At 38.5% G+C, this 22,346-nt stretch carries 22 protein-coding genes; 10 read left to right on the top strand and 12 right to left on the bottom strand.

The window, feature by feature from the left end; translation table 11 throughout:
• Positions 1 to 51: 51 nt before the first annotated feature.
• Complete coding sequence (locus M028_RS0118880; protein WP_026575265.1) at positions 52 to 807, bottom strand: Cof-type HAD-IIB family hydrolase; 756 nt, start codon at positions 805 to 807, stop codon at positions 52 to 54.
• A 211-nt stretch (positions 808 to 1,018) separates the two neighbouring features.
• Positions 1,019 to 1,324, bottom strand: coding sequence for a heme biosynthesis protein HemY (locus M028_RS0118875; protein WP_026575264.1), 306 nt, complete (start codon positions 1,322 to 1,324; stop codon positions 1,019 to 1,021).
• Positions 1,325 to 1,689: 365 nt separating this feature from the next.
• Here M028_RS0118875 and qoxA point away from each other — a divergent pair, with 365 nt between their 5' ends.
• The 4 genes from qoxA to qoxD are packed head-to-tail and all read left to right on the top strand — an operon-like array spanning position 1,690 to position 5,574.
• A complete protein-coding gene (gene qoxA, locus M028_RS0118870; RefSeq protein ID WP_026575263.1) occupies positions 1,690 to 2,712 on the top strand; it encodes a cytochrome aa3 quinol oxidase subunit II in 1,023 nt (340 codons plus the stop codon).
• Positions 2,702 to 4,681 (top strand): cytochrome aa3 quinol oxidase subunit I, encoded by a 1,980-nt coding sequence (gene qoxB / locus M028_RS0118865; RefSeq protein ID WP_026575262.1) that lies wholly within the window; start codon positions 2,702 to 2,704, stop codon positions 4,679 to 4,681. The genes qoxA and qoxB overlap by 11 nt, the downstream gene beginning before the upstream one ends.
• Positions 4,671 to 5,276 (top strand): cytochrome aa3 quinol oxidase subunit III, encoded by a 606-nt coding sequence (qoxC, locus tag M028_RS0118860; protein ID WP_026575261.1) that lies wholly within the window; start codon positions 4,671 to 4,673, stop codon positions 5,274 to 5,276. The genes qoxB and qoxC overlap by 11 nt, the downstream gene beginning before the upstream one ends.
• Position 5,277: 1 nt before the next feature.
• Positions 5,278 to 5,574: a cytochrome aa3 quinol oxidase subunit IV gene (gene qoxD, locus M028_RS0118855; RefSeq protein WP_026575260.1), complete on the top strand. Its 297-nt coding sequence runs from the start codon at positions 5,278 to 5,280 to the stop codon at positions 5,572 to 5,574.
• A 36-nt stretch (positions 5,575 to 5,610) separates the two neighbouring features.
• Here qoxD and pssA (M028_RS0118850) read toward each other — a convergent pair whose 3' ends face one another.
• Positions 5,611 to 6,102 (bottom strand): CDP-diacylglycerol--serine O-phosphatidyltransferase, encoded by a 492-nt coding sequence (gene pssA, locus M028_RS0118850; protein ID WP_026575259.1) that lies wholly within the window; start codon positions 6,100 to 6,102, stop codon positions 5,611 to 5,613.
• Between the two features lie 173 nt (positions 6,103 to 6,275).
• Here pssA (M028_RS0118850) and M028_RS0118845 point away from each other — a divergent pair, with 173 nt between their 5' ends.
• On the top strand, positions 6,276 to 7,046 hold the full coding sequence (locus tag M028_RS0118845; protein ID WP_026575258.1) for a HipA family kinase: 771 nt from the start codon (positions 6,276 to 6,278) through the stop codon (positions 7,044 to 7,046).
• A gap of 69 nt (positions 7,047 to 7,115) precedes the next feature.
• Here the strand turns inward: M028_RS0118845 and pssA (M028_RS0118840) are convergent, their stop codons facing one another.
• From pssA (M028_RS0118840) to M028_RS0118815, 6 genes are all read right to left on the bottom strand, one after another.
• Complete coding sequence (gene pssA, locus M028_RS0118840) at positions 7,116 to 7,817, bottom strand: CDP-diacylglycerol--serine O-phosphatidyltransferase (RefSeq protein ID WP_026575257.1); 702 nt, start codon at positions 7,815 to 7,817, stop codon at positions 7,116 to 7,118.
• 21 nt (positions 7,818 to 7,838) lie between these two features.
• Positions 7,839 to 8,501, bottom strand: a complete 663-nt coding sequence (locus tag M028_RS0118835) for a phosphatase PAP2 family protein (RefSeq protein ID WP_026575256.1) — start codon at positions 8,499 to 8,501, stop codon at positions 7,839 to 7,841.
• A gap of 66 nt (positions 8,502 to 8,567) precedes the next feature.
• The gene (locus M028_RS0118830) at positions 8,568 to 8,993 is read right to left on the bottom strand and encodes a GtrA family protein (protein ID WP_026575255.1); all 426 of its coding nucleotides are present in this window, start codon (positions 8,991 to 8,993) and stop codon (positions 8,568 to 8,570) included.
• Positions 8,994 to 9,001: 8 nt separating this feature from the next.
• A complete protein-coding gene (locus tag M028_RS0118825) occupies positions 9,002 to 9,994 on the bottom strand; it encodes a glycosyltransferase family 2 protein (RefSeq protein WP_026575254.1) in 993 nt (330 codons plus the stop codon).
• Positions 9,995 to 10,015: 21 nt separating this feature from the next.
• Entirely contained in the window at positions 10,016 to 11,704 is a 1,689-nt protein-coding gene (locus tag M028_RS0118820) for a DUF6044 family protein (RefSeq protein ID WP_026575253.1), read from the bottom strand.
• Positions 11,705 to 11,750: 46 nt separating this feature from the next.
• A complete protein-coding gene (locus M028_RS0118815) occupies positions 11,751 to 12,356 on the bottom strand; it encodes an undecaprenyl-diphosphatase (RefSeq protein ID WP_026575252.1) in 606 nt (201 codons plus the stop codon).
• A 193-nt stretch (positions 12,357 to 12,549) separates the two neighbouring features.
• On the opposite strand from M028_RS0118815, the gene M028_RS0118810 reads away from it, so the two are divergent.
• Positions 12,550 to 12,975, top strand: coding sequence for an EamA family transporter (locus M028_RS0118810; protein WP_026575251.1), 426 nt, complete (start codon positions 12,550 to 12,552; stop codon positions 12,973 to 12,975).
• 48 nt (positions 12,976 to 13,023) lie between these two features.
• Here the strand turns inward: M028_RS0118810 and M028_RS0118805 are convergent, their stop codons facing one another.
• Positions 13,024 to 13,791 carry a TerC family protein gene (locus M028_RS0118805; protein ID WP_026575250.1) on the bottom strand — a complete coding sequence of 256 codons (768 nt, stop codon included), beginning with the start codon at positions 13,789 to 13,791 and terminating at the stop codon, positions 13,024 to 13,026.
• A gap of 352 nt (positions 13,792 to 14,143) precedes the next feature.
• On the bottom strand, positions 14,144 to 15,676 hold the full coding sequence (locus tag M028_RS0118800) for a carboxypeptidase M32 (RefSeq protein ID WP_331280323.1): 1,533 nt from the start codon (positions 15,674 to 15,676) through the stop codon (positions 14,144 to 14,146).
• Between the two features lie 250 nt (positions 15,677 to 15,926).
• Between M028_RS0118800 and M028_RS0118795 the strand changes: the two genes are divergently transcribed.
• The 3 genes from M028_RS0118795 to M028_RS0118785 are packed head-to-tail and all read left to right on the top strand — an operon-like array spanning position 15,927 to position 19,590.
• On the top strand, positions 15,927 to 18,269 hold the full coding sequence (locus M028_RS0118795; RefSeq protein WP_026575248.1) for a xanthine dehydrogenase family protein molybdopterin-binding subunit: 2,343 nt from the start codon (positions 15,927 to 15,929) through the stop codon (positions 18,267 to 18,269).
• Positions 18,266 to 19,105 carry an FAD binding domain-containing protein gene (locus M028_RS0118790; protein WP_026575247.1) on the top strand — a complete coding sequence of 280 codons (840 nt, stop codon included), beginning with the start codon at positions 18,266 to 18,268 and terminating at the stop codon, positions 19,103 to 19,105. Before M028_RS0118795 ends, M028_RS0118790 begins: the two co-directional genes overlap by 4 nt.
• On the top strand, positions 19,102 to 19,590 hold the full coding sequence (locus M028_RS0118785; protein WP_035424199.1) for a (2Fe-2S)-binding protein: 489 nt from the start codon (positions 19,102 to 19,104) through the stop codon (positions 19,588 to 19,590). Before M028_RS0118790 ends, M028_RS0118785 begins: the two co-directional genes overlap by 4 nt.
• 20 nt (positions 19,591 to 19,610) lie before the next feature.
• Here the strand turns inward: M028_RS0118785 and M028_RS0118780 are convergent, their stop codons facing one another.
• Complete coding sequence (locus tag M028_RS0118780; RefSeq protein ID WP_026575245.1) at positions 19,611 to 19,997, bottom strand: hypothetical protein; 387 nt, start codon at positions 19,995 to 19,997, stop codon at positions 19,611 to 19,613.
• A gap of 222 nt (positions 19,998 to 20,219) precedes the next feature.
• Here M028_RS0118780 and M028_RS0118775 point away from each other — a divergent pair, with 222 nt between their 5' ends.
• Complete coding sequence (locus M028_RS0118775; RefSeq protein ID WP_026575244.1) at positions 20,220 to 22,280, top strand: peptidoglycan D,D-transpeptidase FtsI family protein; 2,061 nt, start codon at positions 20,220 to 20,222, stop codon at positions 22,278 to 22,280.
• The last annotated feature ends 66 nt before the right edge of the window (positions 22,281 to 22,346 follow it).

The following is a 22,346-nucleotide window of genomic DNA, read 5'->3' as shown; positions in this document are numbered from 1 at the left end:
TTTTCCCAAAAAAATTATTTTTAAACCATAATCATCAATTTTTGAAAAAATTTATTTTCCTAGTGTCCATTTTCGAATTGCTTTTGCCACTCCATCTTGATTGTTGGCTGCGGTAACCCATTCAGCAGTTTCTTTCACGATTTCCTGTGCATTCCCCATTGCCACGCCAAGACCCGCTTCTTTAATCATCGCTATATCATTTAAACTGTCCCCGCAAGCCATGACATTCTCCATATCAATTCCAAGACGTTCACAAACAATTTTTAATCCCTTTGCCTTATTTATTCCAAGCGGATTGACTTCAATATTCTTAAGAGTTGAGTTGCTCAGCTCAAATTCACCTTTAGATTGAAGTTCTTTTTTAATGATTTCTCGAATTTCATCATCATCAATATCAAATCCAAATTTTAACCACTCAAAGCTATGTAGGTCCTCCGGCATATCATTAAACCAGTTTTGTCCGGTGCTGATTGCCCAAAACTTCGTATTATGCTGCTTTGACAATTCCCACATCCATTGGATTAGGTCAGCCTTCATTAGATTCCTTTCGACTAATTCACGCTTATCGTCCCAGATCTCACTTCCATTTACAGTTATAAGAAAGGATGTGAGTTCAAGTGAATCTGCATGCTCCCTGCATGTTCGCAAGGAACGTCCTGTACTTAGGACAACATAGATTCCCTTTTCTTGCGCTTCTTTTATAGCATCACGGTTTCCCACTGAAACTTCTCCCTTGTCATTTAAAAGGGTTCCATCCATATCAAGGGCAATAAGTTTGATATTATGCTTATTTTTGAAATTATCCATTTATATACTCCCTTCTCTCTTTACCGTTTAGAGTAACATCTTCTTCATGCCATTATCAAAGATTGAGCTTTTTACTTTACATAATTTTATTACTTATAACGAGATTAAGCTTATAAGATGGCAATCATCAAGGTAATGATAACTAAAAATAATAAACACCCCATAATCAAATCGCGGGGTGTTTTTATCATTGTTGTTTATCTAACTATTATTAATGGTGATGGTGATGCTCGCCTTTTGATGGATTGGTAATTAACCATTCTTCTTTTGGCACCTGGAAAAATTGAATCCAGATACCGTCCAAATATTCATCGCCTTTTTCAAGAATAAAATCAATATCTTTATCTGTTTTTACTACCTCATCCTTTTCAGTTGGTGTATCCAGCATTAAATCATAGTGAGCATGATCCCCATGCATATGGGTAACAAATACACGAAACAACTTCCCTTGTGCCTCTTCTTGTTCCAACATTTTTTTCAACGCTTTTGCTGCATTTCGATTAATTTTGACTTTCACTTTTATTCTCCTATTCCAAAATAATTTAATTTTATTATCCCATTTATAAATAAAAATAGACACCTTATATCCACATTTTCCCTCAAATTCCGCCAATTTCTACCCAAATGTCAAAAACTTTAACAAATTTGTCACAAATATTTTCAAAAACCTATACAAACATCACAGACAACTTGCTAAGATGACTTTAAGAAGAATCACTCTAAATTAACAAAAATTAACAACCCCGGTAAAGGGACCATGAAATGGTAAGTCAAATCACAATATTAAAAGATTAGTAGGGTTGGATCTTGTACAATATTGTGAATGAATTCACACATTTATTTGTGAAAATATGAACAACTTTATTGAAAGGAGCGTAAAAAATGTTTAAAAAGGGTTATTTGATTCCCCTATTAGCTTTTTTACCGGTATTATTTTTAAGCGGCTGTGAGCCAAATATGGTTGTCTTTCAACCTAAGGGGCCTGCAGCAAGAGAAATTTTAGGCCTGATTAACTGGTCACTAATTTTTATGGCACTTGTTGTAATTGTTGTTATTGGCTTGTTTGTATTTATTGTGTGGAAATATCGCGCAACAGATAGAAATAAAGATTACGAGCCACCAGAAGAACATGGTAGTACAAAACTGGAAATCACCTGGACTGTCATCCCGATTCTGATTGTTATTGCGCTAACCATTCCAACGGTTAAATCAATTTATAATCTTGAAAAAGTTCCGAAAGGCTATGAAAATAAAAAGCCAATCACAATCAATGTTACTTCCGCGGATTGGAAATGGATCTTTAGTTATCCGGATCAGGGAATTGAAACAGTGAATTATTTGAATGTTCCAGTTGGTACCCCAATTAAATTTAAGCTTACCTCTGCGGGTACGATGAACTCTTTTTGGATTCCTGCTTTAGGCGGTCAAAAATATACAATGGCAAAAATGGAAACTCAACTTTACCTTGTAGCTGATCAACCTGGTGAATATATCGGTAAAAACACAAACTTTAATGGAAAAGGCTATGCAGGAATGGAATTTACTGTGGAAGCCCAATCACCTCAGAAGTTTGACAAATGGGTGAAGGATGTAAAGAACAAGGCACCAAAATTATCGGAAAAGAAATATGTTGAACTATTAAAACCATCAAACTTAGGCCGTCAAACCTTTTCAAATACGCACCTAGCCTATGTTGATCACGGTGATATGCATTCGAAAACCTACACATTCCCTGAATTGTACAGAAATCACGACTACCCAGGGAAAATTTTTAAAGAACCTGATAACCATGAAATGCACATGGAAGGTCAGGCAGAAGGAAAGTCAATGGATATGAATGATATGGATATGAAGGACATGGACATGAGTGGAAATTCCAATGGAGGTGACCATAGTGGACATTAAGTGGGATAAGTTTTTTATTACCGGAGACCCTCTAATCTTAGGCTCGCAAGTTGCAATTGCTTTAACCATGATTGGTATTGTTGTAGGTGTAACCTATTTTAAAAAATGGAAATGGCTGTGGCAGGAATGGTTCACAACAGTTGATCATAAACGGATTGGGATTATGTATATTCTTGTCGGTGTACTCATGTTTTTCCGCGGTGGAATTGACGGGTTATTAATGAAAGCTCAAACCGCTACCCCAGATGGAAAAATTCTTGATGCACAGCACTATAATGAAATTTTCACAACACACGGCGTCATAATGATCCTGTTCATGGCTATGCCGTTTTTAATCGGATTAATGAACGTGGTTGTTCCATTGCAAATTGGTGCAAGAGACGTTGCCTTTCCGCAATTAAATGCATTAAGTTTTTGGTTAACTTTTGCCGGAGCGATGCTGTTTAATATTTCGTTTGTTATCGGTGGTTCTCCGGATGCAGGTTGGACTGCTTACTTCCCTCTTGCAGGAAAAGAATTTACTCCTGGTATTGGGAATAACTTTTATGCCGTTGCCATCCAGATTGCCGGGATTGGTACATTAATGACGGGGATCAACTTTATCGTCACAGTTTTAAAAATGAGAGCACCCGGTATGACGTTAATGAAAATGCCAATGTTTACTTGGACATCTTTCATCGCATCAGTAATTATTTGGGCTTCCTTCCCTATTTTCACTGTTGCTCTTGCATTAATGACATTTGACCGGATTTTCGGAACGCACTTCTTTACCGTTTCAGGTGACGGTAACCCAATGATGTGGGCGAACCTGTTCTGGTTATGGGGTCACCCGGAAGTATATATTGTTGTTCTTCCCGCGTTTGGAATGTTTTCAGAGGTTATTTCAACCTTCTCACGTAAAATGCTGTATGGTTATAAATCAATGGTTTTCTCGATTGTTGGTATCGCCCTTTTAAGTATGCTTGTTTGGGTCCATCATTTCTTTACAATGGGTGCAGGGCCTGCAGTTAACTCGATTTTCTCGATTACAACGATGATGATTGCTATCCCTACCGGAGTTAAAATGTTTAACTGGCTGTTTACAATGCGTAAAGGACGCATTCAATTTACAACAGCAATGCTTTGGGCATTAGCGTTCGTCCCTTGCTTTTTGATTGGAGGTGTAACCGGGGTTATGCTTGCAATGGGTGCAGCAGATTATCAATACCATAATACACTGTTCCTAGTAGCGCATTTCCACTATGTATTAATTCCAGGTGTCGTATTTGCCGTATTCGCCGGACTTTACTACTGGTGGCCAAAAATGTTTGGTCATATGCTGAATGAAAAGCTTGGAAAACTTCATTTCTGGTTCTTTGTTATTGGTTTCAATATGACCTTTATGCCAATGTTCTTCCTTGGATTAGACGGTGCCGTCAGACGTGCTTATACGTACTCTGCTGAAACAGGTTTTGGACCATTAATGCTCGTTTCTGCGATTGGTGCAGGAATTCTTGCGATCGGATTTGGTTTCTTATGTTATAACATTTATTGGAGCGCAAGATACGCGGACCGCAATATTTCAAGCGATCCATGGGATGCACGTACACTCGAATGGGCTACAGCTTCCCCTGTTCAATTCTATAATTTCGCAAAACTACCTGAAGTTAAATCAATTGATGCCTTCTGGTACATGAAAAAACACAATGAAGGTCTAGAGTTAAAAGAAGATGACTTGGAAGAAATTCATATGCCCAACAATTCAGGGCTTCCAATTGTAATGGCAGTTGTCATGGGAATCGCAGGATTCTTCCTCATCTTTGAATGGAAAATTGCTGCACTTGTTGCATTGTTAGGCATCTTCGCCTGCTTGATTTTCCGTTCCTTCGATTACAAGGATGGCTTCCATGTTCCGGTAGATGAAATTAAAAAGACGGAAAAAGCATGGAGAGACCTCCAAAAAGGAGTGAAGAAAAATCATGTCAGCTAATGTAAACACTGCTCTACCGCTTGAATATCAAACAGAACAAAGCCGAATGAATATCTTTGGTTTCTGGATTTTCTTAGGCGCGGAAATCATTCTCTTTGCAACGCTCTTTGCTACCTATGCAGTACTTGACCACCGTTATGCCGGTGGTCCTACCCCACACGAACTTTTCGAAATTAAAGGGGTTATGATCGAAACCATCCTGCTCCTAACCAGTAGTTTTACATGCGGCTTAGCCATTTATGAAATGCACCGTGGTAATAAAAAAGGGCTATTAACCTGGATGATTATTACTTTATTACTGGGTGCCGGCTTTGTTGGGATGGAAATTGAAGAATTTATCGCCTACGTCCATGAAGGTGCTACAATGCAAACTAGTGCATTCCTTTCAGGTTTCTTTGTCCTCTTAGGTACACACGGATTGCACGTAAGCATGGGTATTGGCTGGGCTATCATGGTAATGATTCAAATTGCGAAAAAAGGCTTGACTCCAGTAACAGCCCGTAAGGCTTTTATTATCGGTCTTTACTGGCACTTCCTTGATGTTGTTTGGATTTTCATCTTCACATTTGTGTATTTAAAAGGGATGGTGGCTTAAGATGGAGAAACATTCACATGGTACACCACTAACACAAGTATTAGGATTTGTTTTTTCATTAGTTTTAACTTTTGTTGCTCTCTTTGTTGCTTTAAAAACAGGTTTATCATTCAATGCCATCATGTGGATTATCGGGACTCTCGCTATCATCCAAGCCGGTCTGCAGCTGTTTATGTTCATGCACTTAAGAGATGGTGAAGATAGTGCAGCACAGACAATTAACGTGATTTATGGTGTTTTTATTGCCGTGGTAACTGTGGCCGGATCGATATGGGTTATGTCATTTGGTGGAATGTAAAATTGTTTAAAAACCTAGTCTACAGACTAGGTTTTTTTAAAATTTCTTAACTTTAATTGGGCTTACCATTAAAACAGCCAAAAGAATGGTGATCCATGCATTGCTATATGTAAACAATCCCATTCCGGCTAATGGCAGACCTGCGGCAGGAATCGGGAGCCCCATAAAATACCCGATGGTTGGGTTCACACTAAATCTTGCCAGCCTTAATGCACCCATGGTTGGAAAAAGAATAAAGGCTAAAGAAGTTAAAATGGATGGTGCTGCGATTGAATGAAATATAAGCGCCGGAGCAACACCAAAGCTAACAATATCCGCCAGTGAATCCAATACTACACCAAGTTCACTGTTCACTTTTAATTTTCTGGCAACTCGCCCATCGAAGAGATCAAAAATAGCCGATAAAAAAATAAAAATCGAGGCGCCTCCTATAAATCCACTCATATTAAAGGTGATAGAAAAAACACCGCATAATAAATTTCCGATGGTAAACAAATTAGGCACGGCCTTGACAAGATGATTAACCAACTTCCCTCCCCCTTCATTATGCAATACTCCTCTTTGTAGGCTTATCATTCGTTTTCTCCATTATTCTCTAATAGAACAGAAAAATTATTTCCAATCTTTTAATAATCAACCATTCCTCGAGTTAGGATTGTACATATATTGATAATATGAAGAAAAAGGGAGGCAATTTTATTTTGAATCGTATTTATCCGGTTCGTTACTTAGGAAATTTCAAGGAGGGTTTTTCAAAGCCTCAACTATTTGAAATGAATGACGGAAACACTTATCTTGTAAAATTTAAAGACAATCCCCAAGGAACAAGGGTCCTTGGGAATGATTGGGTGGTGGGGAAACTTGCACAGTTATTAGGACTGCCCGTAGCACCTTTTGAGGTGGCTTATTTCTCCAAATCTGATTTTAAAAAGTTCCCGGTTCTTTACAGCTATGGTTTTACACCTGGACATCAATTTGCCAGTCTTTTGCTTAAAGATTGTACGGGCCTTTGGGAGCCTCGAATTAATGAAGAAATTGTCAACCTCGATGCAATGCCGGGTATTATTGTGTTCGACTATTGGGTAAATAACAATGATCGGGATACGGGAAATGTTCTGTTAGAAAGGCTTTCTGACAACAAATGCTATCTTCATTTAATTGATCACGGTTTATGTTTTCCAGGATATGCAAGTTCAAAAGATATGTTGAAACAAGTCCCAATGAATTTACTAAACCAGTCAGTTCATACCTGGGGGGTTACTCAAATAGACGACCCCAAATCACTTATGCAATTTACAGAAAAAGTACTTGCACTTCCTTCTAAGCAAATCTTATCGGTCATCAATACCATACCTGAAGATTGGGATGTATCTTCTTCGGAAAAGAAAGCCCTATACCAATATCTCCTCTCTGCAAAAAAGGCACTGCCTATATTAATATTAAAATTTATCAAGAAATATTTCCGTGATTAATGAATCAAATTGATTGAAATATACAAAAGAAGTACAGTTCAATTGAAATGTACTTCTCTTTTTTGAATTTTATTTTTTTGGACTGCTCCGCTTAATCCTAACTAATTGATAACTTATAAAAGCTACATAAAGCGGAATGGCTACGTATATGAAGTAAGGAAAACGATGCTGCTCTTTCTTAAAGACAATATAAATAGCATAACCAAGGAATAAGGTGATAATAATTCCATATTTCGGCAAAGGAATATCCTTTAGGCTTGGGATTTTAATGGTGCTGACCATTAAATAACATATGACAAAAAAGGCAATTGGCAGAATAATCGCTGGCATTTTGCCGTGAAATAAGGTTAAAAGCGTTAGTAGTCCCCCACCTGCTGTAATAGGAACGCCAGTAAAATAGTGCAGTGATGATTTGACCGCATTAATATTGAATCGCGCCAATCGGTAAGCACCAAATAACGGGAATAACCCTGAAATCGCCATCCCAAATATACCAAAATCAGAAAAATAGGAATAATAGGCCATCATTGCTGGCGCAACACCAAAGGTTACAATATCGGCTAGTGAGTCTAATTCCTTTCCAAGGTCACTTTCTACATTCAGCATCCGGGCAATCCGCCCATCCATACTATCGAGCATCATTCCAATCAGAATCAAAATTGCCGCATTTTTATAATCCCCAAGCGCCGAATACATGACAGATAAAAATCCAAAAAATAAATTTAATAGCGTAAAAAGGTTAGGAATACTGTTTCTTATAATATGTATCACTCCAATTTTTTCAAAAACCTCTCACTCATTAGATCCCTGCTTCCTATTATACCGTTTTTCTTTATAAAATTGAAAAACCCAAATAGCAGCAGTCAGCCAAAAACCACTTGCAAAATATCCCCCAATAATATCACTTGGATAATGTACCCCTAGATAAATCCGGCTTATACCGATGGCAAGAATCATAAAACAACTAACAATAATTAAAATGGTTCTCCCGATCCTGGTTGAAATATGGCGCCAAAGTAAGAAGGCAAGCACACCGTAAAAAGCAAAAGCACTCATGGCATGTCCGCTAGGAAAACTATAACCGCTGATCTCAATCAGACGGTGCAAATTAGGACGTGCCCGCTGAAAAAAATGCTTTAAAACACCATTTAAAATTCCTGCACCAGCTATGACACTTACAAATAAAATCAATTCCAAGCGATGATGCAGCACCTTATAGAGAAAAAACAAAAGGGCAAGAGAAAGAAGGATAACAACCCGTGTGGATCCAATAAAGGTAAACAATTTCATTACCTTAGTAAGACCAGGCGTTTCAAGTCCTTGAACCGCCGAAATAACAGTGCTGTCAAAATGCCCTATTTTTTCATCACTAATAAGTATGGAAAGCATCCCAAAACCAATTACACTCACCAAGCTAATAATAAAGGCAAAAAATAAATATTTTTTTATATTCATGAGCTTACTCCTTTTTGATAGAAAAAAGAGGTCCGGTCAGAACCTCCTGGTTTTTCTAAGTTTATCTCATGATTTTGTTTCAACTAAAACATCCCTTTTTGAAAAAACAAACAATTTTTGCCCTAAATAATTAAGCACGGTATAAAGTCCAGTACCGACAAGGACCGCCAAATCGGTTCTTATTTTTTCAGTAAAGAAATGATTTGAATGTAGGATGGCTGAAACTAAATTTTTTCCTAAATCATAAGAAATAAAATAACAGCACAAAATGACCACAATAAAACGGATGGCAGTTTTTGAAACAGCATTCCGACTTTTAAATGTAAAGCTTCTATTTAAAAAGAAGCTTACAATCGCCCCAATGGAATTACCGATGAAGGTTGAGATCCAGTATGATAAGTGGAACGCATGTAAAAGAAGATACATGACCGATAACCCAACAATCGTATTCAAAATTCCTACGATGACAAAACGAATAAAAGAATATTTCATACCTGCTCCTAATGACCAATTGCCTCTTTTATTTGCTGATTGGTTTGACTAACGGAAAAGCTGTCTCTTTCAATCGCATATCTTGGACGTTTTTTCACTTCAAAATATATTTTGCCAATATATTCACCAATAATACCTAACCCCATTAGCTGCAACCCTCCAACAAACCAAATGGAGATGACTAGTGATGTCCATCCTGAAACAGTATGTCCTAATAGGTCTTGAATTAGTGCATAGACTCCGGCAAGAATACTAATAAACATTGCCAAGAAACCAATAAAGGTTACAAAGCGGATTGGGGCTACACTAAAGGAAGAGATTCCATCGAATGCAAAGGCAAGCATTTTTTTTAACGGATATTTTGATTCTCCCGCAAACCTCTCCTTACGATCATAATATACCTTTGCTGATGAAAATCCGACAAGTGGGACCAAACCTCGCAGAAATAGGTTCGTCTCTTTAAATTTAAATAATTCCTCAAGTGCTCGTTTACTCATAAGCCGAAAATCCGCATGATTAGGAACTAATTTTATCCCAATTCTCTCCATAAAACGATAGAACCCGACAGCAGTGGTTCTTTTAAAAAAGGTATCTGTTTTCCGGCTTTCTCTCACTCCATAAACAATATCATACCCTTCCCAATACTTTTCAAGAAATGCTTGGATTACGCTAATGTCGTCCTGTAAATCAGCATCAATGGATATGACACAATCCGATTTCTTCGCTGCCGTTTCAAGGCCTGCCATTAATGCATTTTGATGTCCGACATTTTTAGCAAGTTTTAAACCTTTAACAAAAGAATTAATTCCAGTCTCACTCTCTATTAACTCCCATGTCCGGTCCTTGCTGCCATCATCCACAAACAATAATTTACTTTCCCTTGAAATAAGCGAGTCAGCGATCAACATTTCCAATACATGTGATAATTGGGTAGATGTTTCCATAAAGACTTCTTCTTCATTATAACAAGGTACAACGATGGTTAAAACCGGTTTATTCATGATAAGGCTCCTTAAACCACATTATTTTACTTCATAAAGATAAATTTTCCAAGCAGAACTCTTTTGTTTAAATGCCTTTTTAAATTCCAGCTTGTTTTCTTTGGCGTTTAGAATTGGAACAGCCGAGAAAATATATTTTCCTCCCATGCTTTTCAATACCTTAGTATTTAACTGAAGATGATGGATTTCTACTTTTGAATCCTTTGTAAAATCATACTTCTTCCCTAATTCAGCAACAAAAATATAACATCTCCCGCCCCAAAGGTCGAAATAAGATTTTAAAGTGGGACTCTTATCCAATTCTTTTGCAATTATTTTGCGAAACTGATGCTTGTACACTAGTGGATAAAAATTATTATAAGTATCCAGCGTATAAAAACCATTGTACTGAGCGATAGCAGGATGAATTCCGATACTCACAACACGATAGCTTTTTTGCGGCTTACCAATGTATTTTTTAATATCGGAGAATTGAGTAGTTGCATAAAATTGTTTAAAGGTCGGTGTTCCTGCCACACGATAATAGATTTCATTATTTGCCCCAAAAAGCACTAGGAGTTGAGCTGCCAGACATAATTTTACAAAAAGCTTCCAACGATTGCCCCTCCTCCATAAAATATAAGCACCGACGGCAAACATCAGGTAAATAATTAATGGCCTTAAAAAATGAAATCTAGAAAAATTAAAGGTATTTAAAAAAGACACTCTTTCTTTTAACGGTATCCATCCTTTGTAAAACCAAAAAGCATACCAAACAGATAGTACAAAATTCAAAATAAATAGGTAAAGATACCGTTTTTCGATAGTACCTTTCTGTCGATTCTTTATGACCCAAATCACAAGGAAGGAAAGCGGAACAATCACAAATGTATGTAGGGTCATTACATGAGTGTGTCCAAGAAAATAATTTTTGAAAATTAAACGAATCGTGCTCCAGAAACCATTGGTTGATTCAAAAAATTCATTCCGATTTGTCGGTGCCTCCGGAAAAATTAAAGAATAAACAAGGCGGTATTCGATTATTAAATACATTAGTGTCATGGCAATAATGCTGCCAAAGAAAACCCAGTTTACTTTTTTCTTAAACACTAAATCCCGGAGCCATAGGAACCCGACCGCTGTGAGAAAAAAGAAAAAGCCAAGTACAAAACTTGAATAAATAGGAAGCAGAATGAGCGTGAGCCACTCCTTCCAAGAATACCTTCCTTCTCTTATATTTAAAAAAGCCCAAAGTGCAAGCGGCATTCCGAGCGTGCTCAGCATACCCGAAGGCCAAAATGGCGTTAGTGCAAATGCCAGCGAAACATAAACACGGATTAAATAAGACTCCTCCGTCTTAACAAAATGTCTTTTTAATAAAAGGTACATACCCAAAAATGCAAAAATCCTTGTAATTGCCTGACTGATTGAAAAGGCAAGCATTGATGGAAACAAATTATGCAGCCACTGGATCCCACTGAATTCTGTTCCAAATGCATTTCTTGGTAATCCATTAATGATTTGCGGGATAACCGAGTTTATTCCGCCAAACAGTTGCCCACTATCATTGAGCACTTTATACCAAGAAATATTCGAATCCAAATTATCATGAACCCGAATATGAGAATTTTCACCTAGAATGAATAATGGTGATAAATAAAGTGCTAATAAAAAGGCTGCAAAATAAAAATGCTGTTTTTCTTTACTCAAATTTGTCCAGAATATCTTCATTTTTCCACCGATTCTTAAATCATATTGTTCTATTCCTTTTCTCGAACTATTTTTCATTTTTTATAAGAGTAGTATTGAATATCTTGCTTTCAAGTTTTTCATAAATATTGATCAGAACACCAATAAACTGTTTTAATTTCCCCCATCTTGCTGTTAGTAGATAAATCACAACTGCAGTTACTATTCCAATGACCATACCGGCAATGACATCTAATGGATAATGAACCCCTGTCCAAACGCGAGAAATGCCAATTCCTGCAGCTAAAATCAACCAAATCCAGCCATCCCGCTTTTTCCATAACCAAATTGTCATGGCAATCACAAATGCTGCGGTCGCATGGTCACTTGGAAAAGAAGCATTCTTTGCGTGTGAGATCAGCATGATCACATGATGGGCGACAAATGGACGGGAACGATAGTAAAAGTCTCCAATGATCATATTTGTTGCTAATGCAAGACAGGCTGCAATACAGGCTGATGCAACCATTTTCCGATTTTGCTCTTTATGAAAAAACCAATAAAATAGAATACCTGCAAAAAATAAATACTCTGCTTTATCAGCTAAAAATACCATGAATGGATTCATAAAATGGTCCGTAATGGCTAAATGATTAACCCATTGAAATGCTGTATAATCTAAGTGTGTTAACATTTTCTTCCTCCACCTTTATCTCACTCTTTAAATATCCTAGTAAAAAACATTTTTACCCACACGATTAGAATAGACCTCCAGCTTAAATTTTGTATGAATCAAGTATTAAATATTTATTAAATTCGTTTGTAGAAGAGGGGTTTATACATTAAAAAATTGAAATGATAAAAGAAATGGAGGGTGAGATGAATTTATGTCGTGGCTTATTTTTGCACTATTATCTGCGGTATCTGCTGCCTTTGTATCAATTTTTGGAAAAATAGGATTGCAAAATATTGATGCAAATACTGCCACCGCCATTCGAGCGATTGTGATGGCATTCTTTTTAATGGGGGTTGTTCTGTTTGAGGGAAATCTCAATAAAATCCCTGTTATTTTACATGATAAAAAGGCTATTTTATTTATCACTTTGAGTGGTATTGCTGGTGCTGCTTCGTGGTTGTTCTATTTTTTCGCCTTAAAATTAGGCAAGGTTTCACAGGTGGCTCCTGTAGATAAATTAAGTGTGGTTATTGCAACATTGCTGGCCATTATTCTATTTGGGGAGAAGCTTAGTTTGGTGAATGGAATTGGAGTAGCATTAATCGCGATAGGAGTGATTTTGACGGCATTTCATTAAAATGAAAAAGTAAAGGCAAATAACTGCCTTTACTTTTTTAAAAGTATATTATGATGCTTTCGGTTCTTTTTTTGCAGTTTCCTTTGAAAGGAACCATCCTCCTGCAGCAATCCCAACTAAGACGAGATAAAAGCTCATTTTCCACTCAGTTGAATGAGCAAATTCTTCATTTAAAATCGCAAGTGCTGGATGTGAAAGTGTATAGACAACAAGCTTTACCCCTACCCAACCGACAATCATAAAGGCCGCCATTTCTAGACCCGGGCGTTTCTCCAATAACTGGACAAACTTGTTTGCAGCAAAGCGCATAATGATCAATCCCAAGAAGCCTCCTGCAAAAATTACCAAGAATTTCCCCCCATCAAGACCGCCTATATTTGGAAGCTTTGTTTCAGGCAGCACCACCGCCATAGCCACCGCCGCAAGAATGGAATCAACCGCAAAAGCAAGATCGGCTAATTCAACTTTTAATACTGTAGTCCAAAACCCACTCTTTTTTGGTTCTTTCGGCTGCTCTTCCATTTTACTCTTCACTAACTTACGGAAAATATGATTTCCCGCCATGAATAACAAATAGATGGCTCCGATTGCCTGCACCTGCCAAACATCCACAAGATAAGAAATGACAAATAATGAAGCAAAACGGAACATGAATGCACCTGCTAAACCATAAAATAAAGCTTTTTTTCGTGTTTCCTCCGGAAGATGTTTCACCATGATTGCCAGCACCAACGCGTTATCTGCTGCTAAAAGACCTTCCAAAGCCACTAGAACCAATAATACCCAGCCATACTCCAATAAAACTGTAAAATCCATTAAACAGACCTCCTTAAAGTTTTTAAATTTCTCCTTTTGCCATTTGAATAGTGCAAAAGCCCAGTCTCTACAAGAATGTAAGCTATAGCAATAAAAATAGGCCTTTACCCGTGGGTAAAAGCCTAACTTTTACCCTGGTAAAGGCCTAAGAATACAAAAAAGACCTTTACTGGGCTAAATGTTTGAACATTTACCCTAAGTAAAGGTCTTGCTAACAACGTCATTGTTGCCAATAAAGCCGGAGAAATCTGATTTCTCGAAATGACGACTTTATTGTACAGCTACTCCCCTTTAAAAGGAAATATTTAATTACTATCATTATATATTTAGAGTTTCATATTTGTCAATAAAATTACAACCCATATACCTCTGAATATTTTTTCTCTAAGTATTCAACTAAATATTCTGCATTCAATTCTTCACCGGTTACCTTTTGAATCAATTCATTCGGGGTATAGAGCTTACCATATTGATGAATGTTTTCCTTTAACCAATTTTGAATAAGATGAAAGCTTCCCTGTTCAATATGATAATAGAAATCTGGCAGATCTTGTTCAATCTTTCTAAGTATTTGTGCGGCATACAAATTCCCTAATGAATAAGAAGGGAAATAACCTATTCCGCCAAACGACCAGTGAACATCCTGAAGGACTCCTTCTGTATCAGTGCCTGGTGTGACTCCCAGATAATCCTGCATTTTCTCATTCCAAATAGCTGGAAGGTCTTTTGCTTCAATTTCTCCCGCCATTAAAGCTTTTTCTATTTCGTAACGAATCATAATGTGAAGGTTATAGGTTAATTCATCTGCTTCCACTCGAATAAACGATGGCTGTACGGTATTAACAGCACGGTAAAACTCCTCAACCGTAACATTTTCAAGTGCCTCCGGAAATTGATTTTGAATCTGCGGATAAAAATAATTCCAAAATTCTTTACTGCGACCAACCATATTTTCCAAGAATCTTGATTGGGACTCATGAATTCCAAAGGAGGCACCGCTTTGAAGAACAGAGCCTTCAAATTCCGGATTGATATTTTGCTCATAAATTCCATGACCCGCTTCATGAATCGTGCCAAACAAAGCTGATCGAACATTATGCTCTAAATAACGGGTTGTTAAGCGGACATCTCCGGTATTGACTGTTTGGGCAAAAGGGTGGACGGTTTCATCCAAACGCCCCGCCTCCAGATCAAACCCAATCAGCGGCAATATGAAGCGGTTAAATGCTTTTTGTTTTTCCACATCATAGGATTGGTCAAAAATTTCCGCTGGTGTTGGCCTTCCTGATTGTTGAATTCTTTCTAGTAAGCTCACAGTTGATTCTCTTAATTTAGCAAACAATGGATCGAGTTTTTTAACGGTTAGGCCCGGCTCAAACTCAGCTAACATCGCATCGTATGGATGCTCTTCATAACCATAAATTTCGGCAAACTTTCTTTTATAATTTATAATTTTCTCAAGGTAAGGTAGAAAAAGGTCAAAATCATTTGTCCCCCTTGCCTCTTCCCATGCGTCATTTGCTTGAGCAGTCAAGATTGAATATTCCTGAAAGAGGTCCGCCGGAATAGTTTTTGCCTTCTGATAATAATCTTTATACTCCCTTACTTTTGCCATCGTAACAGCATCCAATGATGAAGCGCTTTCATTTACACTAAGCACGTCTATTAAGCTCCCCATCTCCTCTGAAACGGACAGTTTAAATACTTCCGTCCTTAATGTACCGATAGCCTTCGCAAAGGTATGCCTACCTTTTTTGGGTGCCATCACTTTTTGATCCCAGTCTGATAAACCAATGATGCTAGAAAAATGTGAAATTTTTTCATCTAATACTCTAAATTTTTCTAATGCCTTTTGAACAGTTGGATCAACCACTTTATTCTCCACTATGTATGCCCCCCCCTAATGGTATTAAACAAGCTAATTCAAAACCAGCCCATTCCCTTCTAATTATAAAATAATCCATCCAATATGGGAAAAATTTAAAAAATCTTTTTATTGACAATTTTTTTAATCTTGGTTTCCTAATGCATTTAATTCCCAGTTCCCCTGTATAATTTTTACATTTAAAAGAGAAAAATATAAATTATCTTAGATCTTACATAGGCCATCATGTTTTATAGGAGGCAGCAAAAAAATGTTGGAAGTTAGAAAAACAATTGGAAAGCCCGAACAACGAGTGGATGTCATCGAAAAAGCCACTGGGACGGTAAGGTTTATTGGAGATTTTTCCATGCCCAACCTGGCCCACGCTAAATTGGTTACAAGTACACAGGCACATGCCAAGATTAAGTACGTTGATGTAACAGAAGCATGGAAGTGCCCCGGTGTTAGGTCGATTGTAACGGGAAATATGTTCCCCTTTCACATCGGTCCCATTTTAGCGGATCGGCCACCGCTTGCTTTCGATAAAGTACGATACTATGGAGAACCGATAGCGATTGTTGTCGCCGATCATGAACATCAAGCTAAAAAAGCAGCACAATTGGTTAAGGTAGAATATGAACCATTGCCAGTTGTGAATTCTGTTCAAGATGCATTTAAAAACGATGCTCCATTAATTCATGAAAACTCAGGGCAATATGTAAAAATTATTAGTAATGTTTATCCAGTTCAGGGGACCAATATCGGCAGTCATATCAAAATCCGTAAAGGTGATTTCATAGCGGCCTGGGAGAAGTGCGCAACAAAAATAAAAGAAACCTATTCTTTTAATCTTTCCGACCATGCAGCAATGGAAACGCGCGGTACCAGAGTTGAAATCAACCCGGCGGGAAAAGTTGTAGTACATTCCAATACACAATCACCCTACACGATTAAAAAAGTGTTAAATCAATTTTTCAATATTCCGGTTGGAGATATTGTTGTCCATGTCCCGTTAGTGGGTGGAGCGTTCGGCGGCAAGGGAACCGTTCAGCTCGAGCCGCTTGCTTATTTAGCCTCAAAGTCAATTGGCGGGAAAATGGTTAAACTCGAATATGAACGAGAAGAGGATTTGATCACCGCTCCCTGCCATATTGGTCTTGATGCGACCATTTCACTAGGAACGGATAAGGACGGGAAAATTATTGCGGGGCAGTATACCTTCCTGATTGACTCCGGTGCATACACGGATCAGGCTGCCGGGATTACGAGAGCAATGGCGCTGGATTGTACTGGTCCATATGATGTACCAAACGTTTGGTGTGACTCTTATTGTATGTATACGAACCACCCGTATGCGACCTCTTTCAGGGGGTATGCACATCCTGAATTAACCTTTGCTGTCGAGCGTACAATGGATCAGCTTGCAAAAAAATTAACCATGTGCCCGATTGAACTGAGAAAAATTAATGCCATTAAACCAGGGAATACTTCCCCGACGCAAACAGTACTTAATGCGAGTAATATTGGCGATGTCGAGAAATGTATTGAACGGGCCAAGGAACTTGTGAAATGGGATGAGGGTCAGCGAATCGAAACTGATACTGAAAAGATTAAATCAAAAGGAATCAGTGTTTTTTGGAAAACCTCCACAACGGCTACCAATGCGCAGGCAGGTGCCATTATCACATTTGAAGCAGATGGCAGTGTAAATTTGAACTGTGCTGCCATTGAATTGGGCCAGGGTACCAAAACAATTCTTGCTCAGATTTTAGCTGAACGATTAAAAATAGATATGAACAAAATTCATGTCACGATGGAGGTCAATACCCAGTACGATCCCCATCAGTGGCGGACGGTGGCCAGCAGTACGACCTTTTTAGCAGGAAGAGCGGTAATGGCAGCAGCAGATGATGCCATCTCCCAATTAAAAAGAACAGCTGCTATCGCTCTGCAGTGTTCGGAAGAAGATCTAGAGCTGGGCGGCGGCCGTGTCTACCTAAAACCAAGCCCTGAATACGGTGTTAAATTTGAGGATATCGCTCTCGGATATAAGTATCCAAATGGCCATGCCGTTGAAGGTCAAGTGGTCGGTCACGGAAAGTATATCCAAAGACATCTGACACCAATGGATAAGGAAACCGGATTCGGCAAGCCGGGGCCTTGGTGGTCCGTTGGCGCCCAGGCTGTGGAGGTCGAATGGAACCCGAAGGATTACTCCTATAAGGTTATTAAAGCAGTAACCGTTTTAGACGGTGGAACGATTATTAATCATCAAACAGCGACACAGCAAATGAGAGGCGGAATGTATTTGGGTTTAAGTTTTGCCAGCAGTGAGTCATTTCATTTTGATGAAAATGGTGTGGTACAAAATACGCAATTAAGGGACTATCAAATGCTGCGTTTTGGCGAACAGCCGGCAGAATACCTAGTTGACTTTGTTGAATCCCCAGCAGCTGACGGGCCATATGGAGCCAGGGGGATTGGTGAATATGGTGTAATTGGCATGGCCGGCGCACTTGCGAATAGTTTATCGGCTGCAGCCGAAGTAGAGTTAAATTACCTGCCATTAATTCCGGAACTCATTTGGAAAATGAGAAAGGAGAACATGAAATGATTCCTTTTGACTTTGAGTACTATAGACCCGAGACGATACAAGAAGCTGTCCAAACCTTTGAGGATATCCAAAAACAAGGTAAATCCGTCCTGTACTATAGTGGAGGAACTGAATTTATTACGTTTTCACGTAGAAATCATCTTACAGCTGATGCCGTGATAGATTTAAAAGGAATCCCGGAATGCAATGTTTTAGAAGTTCAAGAGGAGCAATTGGTTATCGGTTCCGGTGTAACATTAAATCATATAACGGAATCCAATTTGTTCCCTTTATTAGGGGAAGCCGTAAAAAAAGTGGCAGACCATACCTCACGGAATAAAATTACCATCGGCGGTAATCTAAACAGCCGGCTCATTTATCGGGAAGGGATATTACCCCTGCTTTTATCCAACGCAATGGTTAAATTGGCCGGTTCCGAAGGCGAAACTCTAATACCTTTGGAAGAGGTCTTCCAACAGAACTTACAAATCAGTCAAGGTCAGTTCCTTGTACAAATTTTAATAAATAAATCCTACCTTCACCTCCAACATTTTAGTCTAAAGAAAACAAAGAGTACGAAGGTTGGCTATCCCGTTGTATCTATTTCCGCCATAGTAAAGGACAAAAAATTACGGACCGCTTTCAGTGGGATTTGTAGCTACCCGTTTCGATCAATGGAAATTGAAAATATTTTAAATGATTCTTCTCTTCCCGTTGAGGATCGCGTACAGCGGGCTGTGGAACGGCTGCCTTCAACGATCGTACATGATATACAAGCCTCCGCAGAATACCGGGAATTTGTTTTTAAAAATGCGTTATCGGAAACGATTGAAGCTTTAAAGGAGGCCATTACATGATCTCAAATGGTTCAGAAAAAACGGTTGCCAAGCTTCATGTAAATGGAGAGACCAAGGAAGTAATGATTCGAAGTGCAGATACACTATTACATACCTTACGGGAGCAATTGGGACTGACGGGTGCTAAAAGGGCTTGTGAAAATGGTGACTGTGGAGCGTGCACGGTATTAGTGAATGGAGAACCACATCATTCTTGCCTGTCACTGACAATTGAAACGATTAACAAGTCAATTAGCACCATTGAAAGTCTATTAGATTCCCCTATCCAAAAGACCTTTATCGAAAAGTGGGCCATCCAATGTGGTTATTGCACACCGGGATTCATTCTGAATTGTCATGCCCTAGCGGAAAAACATCCCGATGCTGATGATTCTGTTATTGAAGAGTGGATGGAATCCAATTTGTGCAGGTGTACTGGGTATCATGAAATAAAAGAGGCGATTAGGGCTGTACTAGCGGAGGCAAAAAATAACCCAGCTTCATAAATCGAAGCTGGGCACTATTTTTAGCCTTTTTTAAAGCTGTTATTTCCTTGATTCAGGCTGTCAATTAGGCCAAGGGTTTGTGAAGCCTGCTCAATTTGCTGCTGGACCTGTTCTAATTGTTGCTGGGTTGCAGGGGTCGATTGTGTAATGGCAATCCCTTGCATTTGGTTTAACTGCTGGGTCGCCTGCTGCAGCTGTTGCTGAGCTTGCTGCATTGACTGGAGATTATTCATGGAAGCACTTTGTTGTATAGTTGATGTTGCTTGCTGCATCGATTGAAGCGCCTGTTGTTTCTGGGTTTGAAATTGCTGCTCCATCATGGACTGATTTTCCTGCAGCTGCTGTTGCTGCTGTATCATTTGCTGCTGCTGAAAGCTTTGCGATTGCTTCTGAGCATGACTTTCCATAAAGAGTACCCCCTTTAATTTTCTCTCTTTTTCTAGCTTTCATTAATCAATTTCCTTTTATCCATCATTTTTTTAAAGCGCTATTTACAAAAAATTGTTGAGAAGGTAATCCTTTACACCTATGCGGCTCCATCTGTAAAATAAATAGTAATAATACCAACTTATGGATAGGGCATAATAAAATAGACTTAGCACGGTTGGCATAAAGGATGTGTAACAAAAATGGAGAAAAAGCAAAAGTCCCACTTTCCTTTTCGAATTAATCTATTGTTTTTTTGCGTTTTTCTATTATTTTCTGCACTTATACTACGTCTTGGTTTTGTACAAATTGTTTACGGCGAGAATTTCAAGCGTGACCTTGAAAGGAACGAGGATATTACGATAAAAAATCCTGTTCCAAGGGGAAAAATGCTCGATCGTAATTATAAAGTGATTGTCGATAATATCCCGAAAAAAGCCATTACCTATACAAACATGGGATCCGACCAAGAGGAAATGCTGAATACTGCAAAGACTTTAGCAAAACTTATCGACAAAAAAACTGATAAACTGACAGATTGGGATAAAAAAGATTATTGGATTTTAAAATACCCCAAGTTAGCGGACGACAAAATCACTAAAAGTGAAAATGAACTATACAAAGCAAAAAAATTAAAAGATAAAAACTTATATGAATTAAAAATAATGCGGATTACCAAGCAGGATTTAAAACAACTTACACCAGAAGACCTAAAGGTGGCTGCGATTTTTCGTGAATTCCGAAATGGTTATAAATTCACCCCGCAAATCGTTAAAAATGAAGATGTAACGGAGAAGGAATTTGCGGTTGTCAGCGAAAATCTTCAGTCCCTTCCTGGCGTGGATACGGCAACGGATTGGGAAAGATCCTATAATTTTGATAAGACCTTAAAATCTGTTTTAGGTAAAGTTACGAAATCAGATGAAGGGCTGCCTGCGGATCAACTGCATTATTTTTTATCAAAAGGTTATAATCGAAATGACCGTGTCGGAAAAAGTTATTTAGAAGCCCAATATGAAGATATCCTGCATGGATATAAATCACGGGTTAAAAACGTCACCGATACACAAGGAAATGTGGTAGATACTGAGGTTGTATTTGATGGCCAGCGTGGGAAAGACGTTGTTCTAAGCATTGATATGGAATTGCAGAAAAAGGTCGAACACATTATTGAGGAAGAGCTCTGGTCATTAAAGAGACTGCCTGGTACTCATTTCTTAGATCGTGCCTATGTTGTTTTAATGGACCCTAAAACTGGTGAAATTTTAACAATGGCGGGAAAACGCATCGTTCAGGATGAGAAAACTGGAAGAACCGAAATGATTGACGATGCACTTGGAACTTTTACCACAACGTATAATGTTGGTTCTGCTGTTAAAGGAGCTACTGTATTAACTGGTTATAAAACAGGGGCAATCTCTCCCAATACCTATTTGAGTGACGAACCAATCAGAATTAAGAGTACGCCTGTTAAGAAATCATGGATGTATTTAGGGACCTTAAACGATCTTAATGCCCTAAAACTGTCCTCTAACGTCTATATGTTCCGGACAGCCATCAAAATTGGCGGGGGAAATTATATTCCCGATCTTCCATTATCACTAAAACTAAATAGCTTTGATATTATTCGTAATTCCTTTGCAAGCTTTGGTCTAGGAACGAGGACCGGAATTGACCTTCCAAACGAACAAGCAGGGTTTAAAGGTTCAAGTAGATTGCCGGGATTTTTACTTGACCTTGTCATCGGACAATATGATACCTATTCTCCAATGCAAATGGCTCAATATGTTTCGACACTTGCCAATGGCGGCTATCGGATGCAGCCCCATATGGTAAAAGAAATTCGAGAACCATTAACTGGCTCTGAGGTGGTCGGTCCTGTTTTTAAACAAATCCACCCGAAAGTTTTGAATATGCTTGACATGAAACCAGAGTGGATAAGCCGAGTTCAGCTAGGGTTTAAAAAAGTGTTTCAAGAGCCCGGTGGGACCGCCTATCCGTACTTTAAGGGTGCCCCCTATTCTCCGGCAGGAAAAACAGGAACGGCGGAAGGTTTTTATGACGGGCCTGACCGCTGGAGATATGGTAAAGAACCACCTGGGGTTATTAACCTAAGTCTTGTGAGCTATGCACCGAGCTACAATCCTCAAGTTGCCATGGCTGTGCTCGTACCATGGGCCTATACAGGTCAATCAGAAAATAAAGCAAATTTCCGCATTGGCCGTAGGGTTATGGATACTTATTTTCATTTAAAACAAAAATAATCATCAAAAATGGCTCGGAGTTCATGACTCCAAGCTATTTTTCATTTAAAGATATCCTTTTTTGCA

This window comes from Bacillus sp. UNC438CL73TsuS30, from assembly GCF_000482325.1.
Lineage (GTDB): Bacteria > Bacillota > Bacilli > Bacillales > Cytobacillaceae > Neobacillus.
Note: the sequence above shows the minus strand (reverse complement) of the source record. Positions and strands in the feature narration are given on the sequence as shown.

Coding starts and splice junctions, on each gene's coding strand:
- qoxC (WP_026575261.1), top strand. CDS start 4,671: ATGTCAGCTAATGTAAACACTGCTCTACCGCTTGAATATCAAACAGAA.
- M028_RS0118880 (WP_026575265.1), bottom strand. CDS start 807: ATGGATAATTTCAAAAATAAGCATAATATCAAACTTATTGCCCTTGAT.
- M028_RS0118785 (WP_035424199.1), top strand. CDS start 19,102: ATGATCTCAAATGGTTCAGAAAAAACGGTTGCCAAGCTTCATGTAAAT.
- M028_RS0118825 (WP_026575254.1), bottom strand. CDS start 9,994: ATGAATAAACCGGTTTTAACCATCGTTGTACCTTGTTATAATGAAGAA.
- M028_RS0118810 (WP_026575251.1), top strand. CDS start 12,550: ATGTCGTGGCTTATTTTTGCACTATTATCTGCGGTATCTGCTGCCTTT.
- qoxD (WP_026575260.1), top strand. CDS start 5,278: ATGGAGAAACATTCACATGGTACACCACTAACACAAGTATTAGGATTT.
- qoxA (WP_026575263.1), top strand. CDS start 1,690: ATGTTTAAAAAGGGTTATTTGATTCCCCTATTAGCTTTTTTACCGGTA.
- M028_RS0118790 (WP_026575247.1), top strand. CDS start 18,266: ATGATTCCTTTTGACTTTGAGTACTATAGACCCGAGACGATACAAGAA.
- M028_RS0118795 (WP_026575248.1), top strand. CDS start 15,927: ATGTTGGAAGTTAGAAAAACAATTGGAAAGCCCGAACAACGAGTGGAT.
- M028_RS0118805 (WP_026575250.1), bottom strand. CDS start 13,791: ATGGATTTTACAGTTTTATTGGAGTATGGCTGGGTATTATTGGTTCTA.
- M028_RS0118830 (WP_026575255.1), bottom strand. CDS start 8,993: ATGAAATATTCTTTTATTCGTTTTGTCATCGTAGGAATTTTGAATACG.
- M028_RS0118835 (WP_026575256.1), bottom strand. CDS start 8,501: ATGAATATAAAAAAATATTTATTTTTTGCCTTTATTATTAGCTTGGTG.
- M028_RS0118820 (WP_026575253.1), bottom strand. CDS start 11,704: ATGAAGATATTCTGGACAAATTTGAGTAAAGAAAAACAGCATTTTTAT.
- M028_RS0118775 (WP_026575244.1), top strand. CDS start 20,220: ATGGAGAAAAAGCAAAAGTCCCACTTTCCTTTTCGAATTAATCTATTG.
- M028_RS0118780 (WP_026575245.1), bottom strand. CDS start 19,997: ATGGAAAGTCATGCTCAGAAGCAATCGCAAAGCTTTCAGCAGCAGCAA.
- M028_RS0118815 (WP_026575252.1), bottom strand. CDS start 12,356: ATGTTAACACACTTAGATTATACAGCATTTCAATGGGTTAATCATTTA.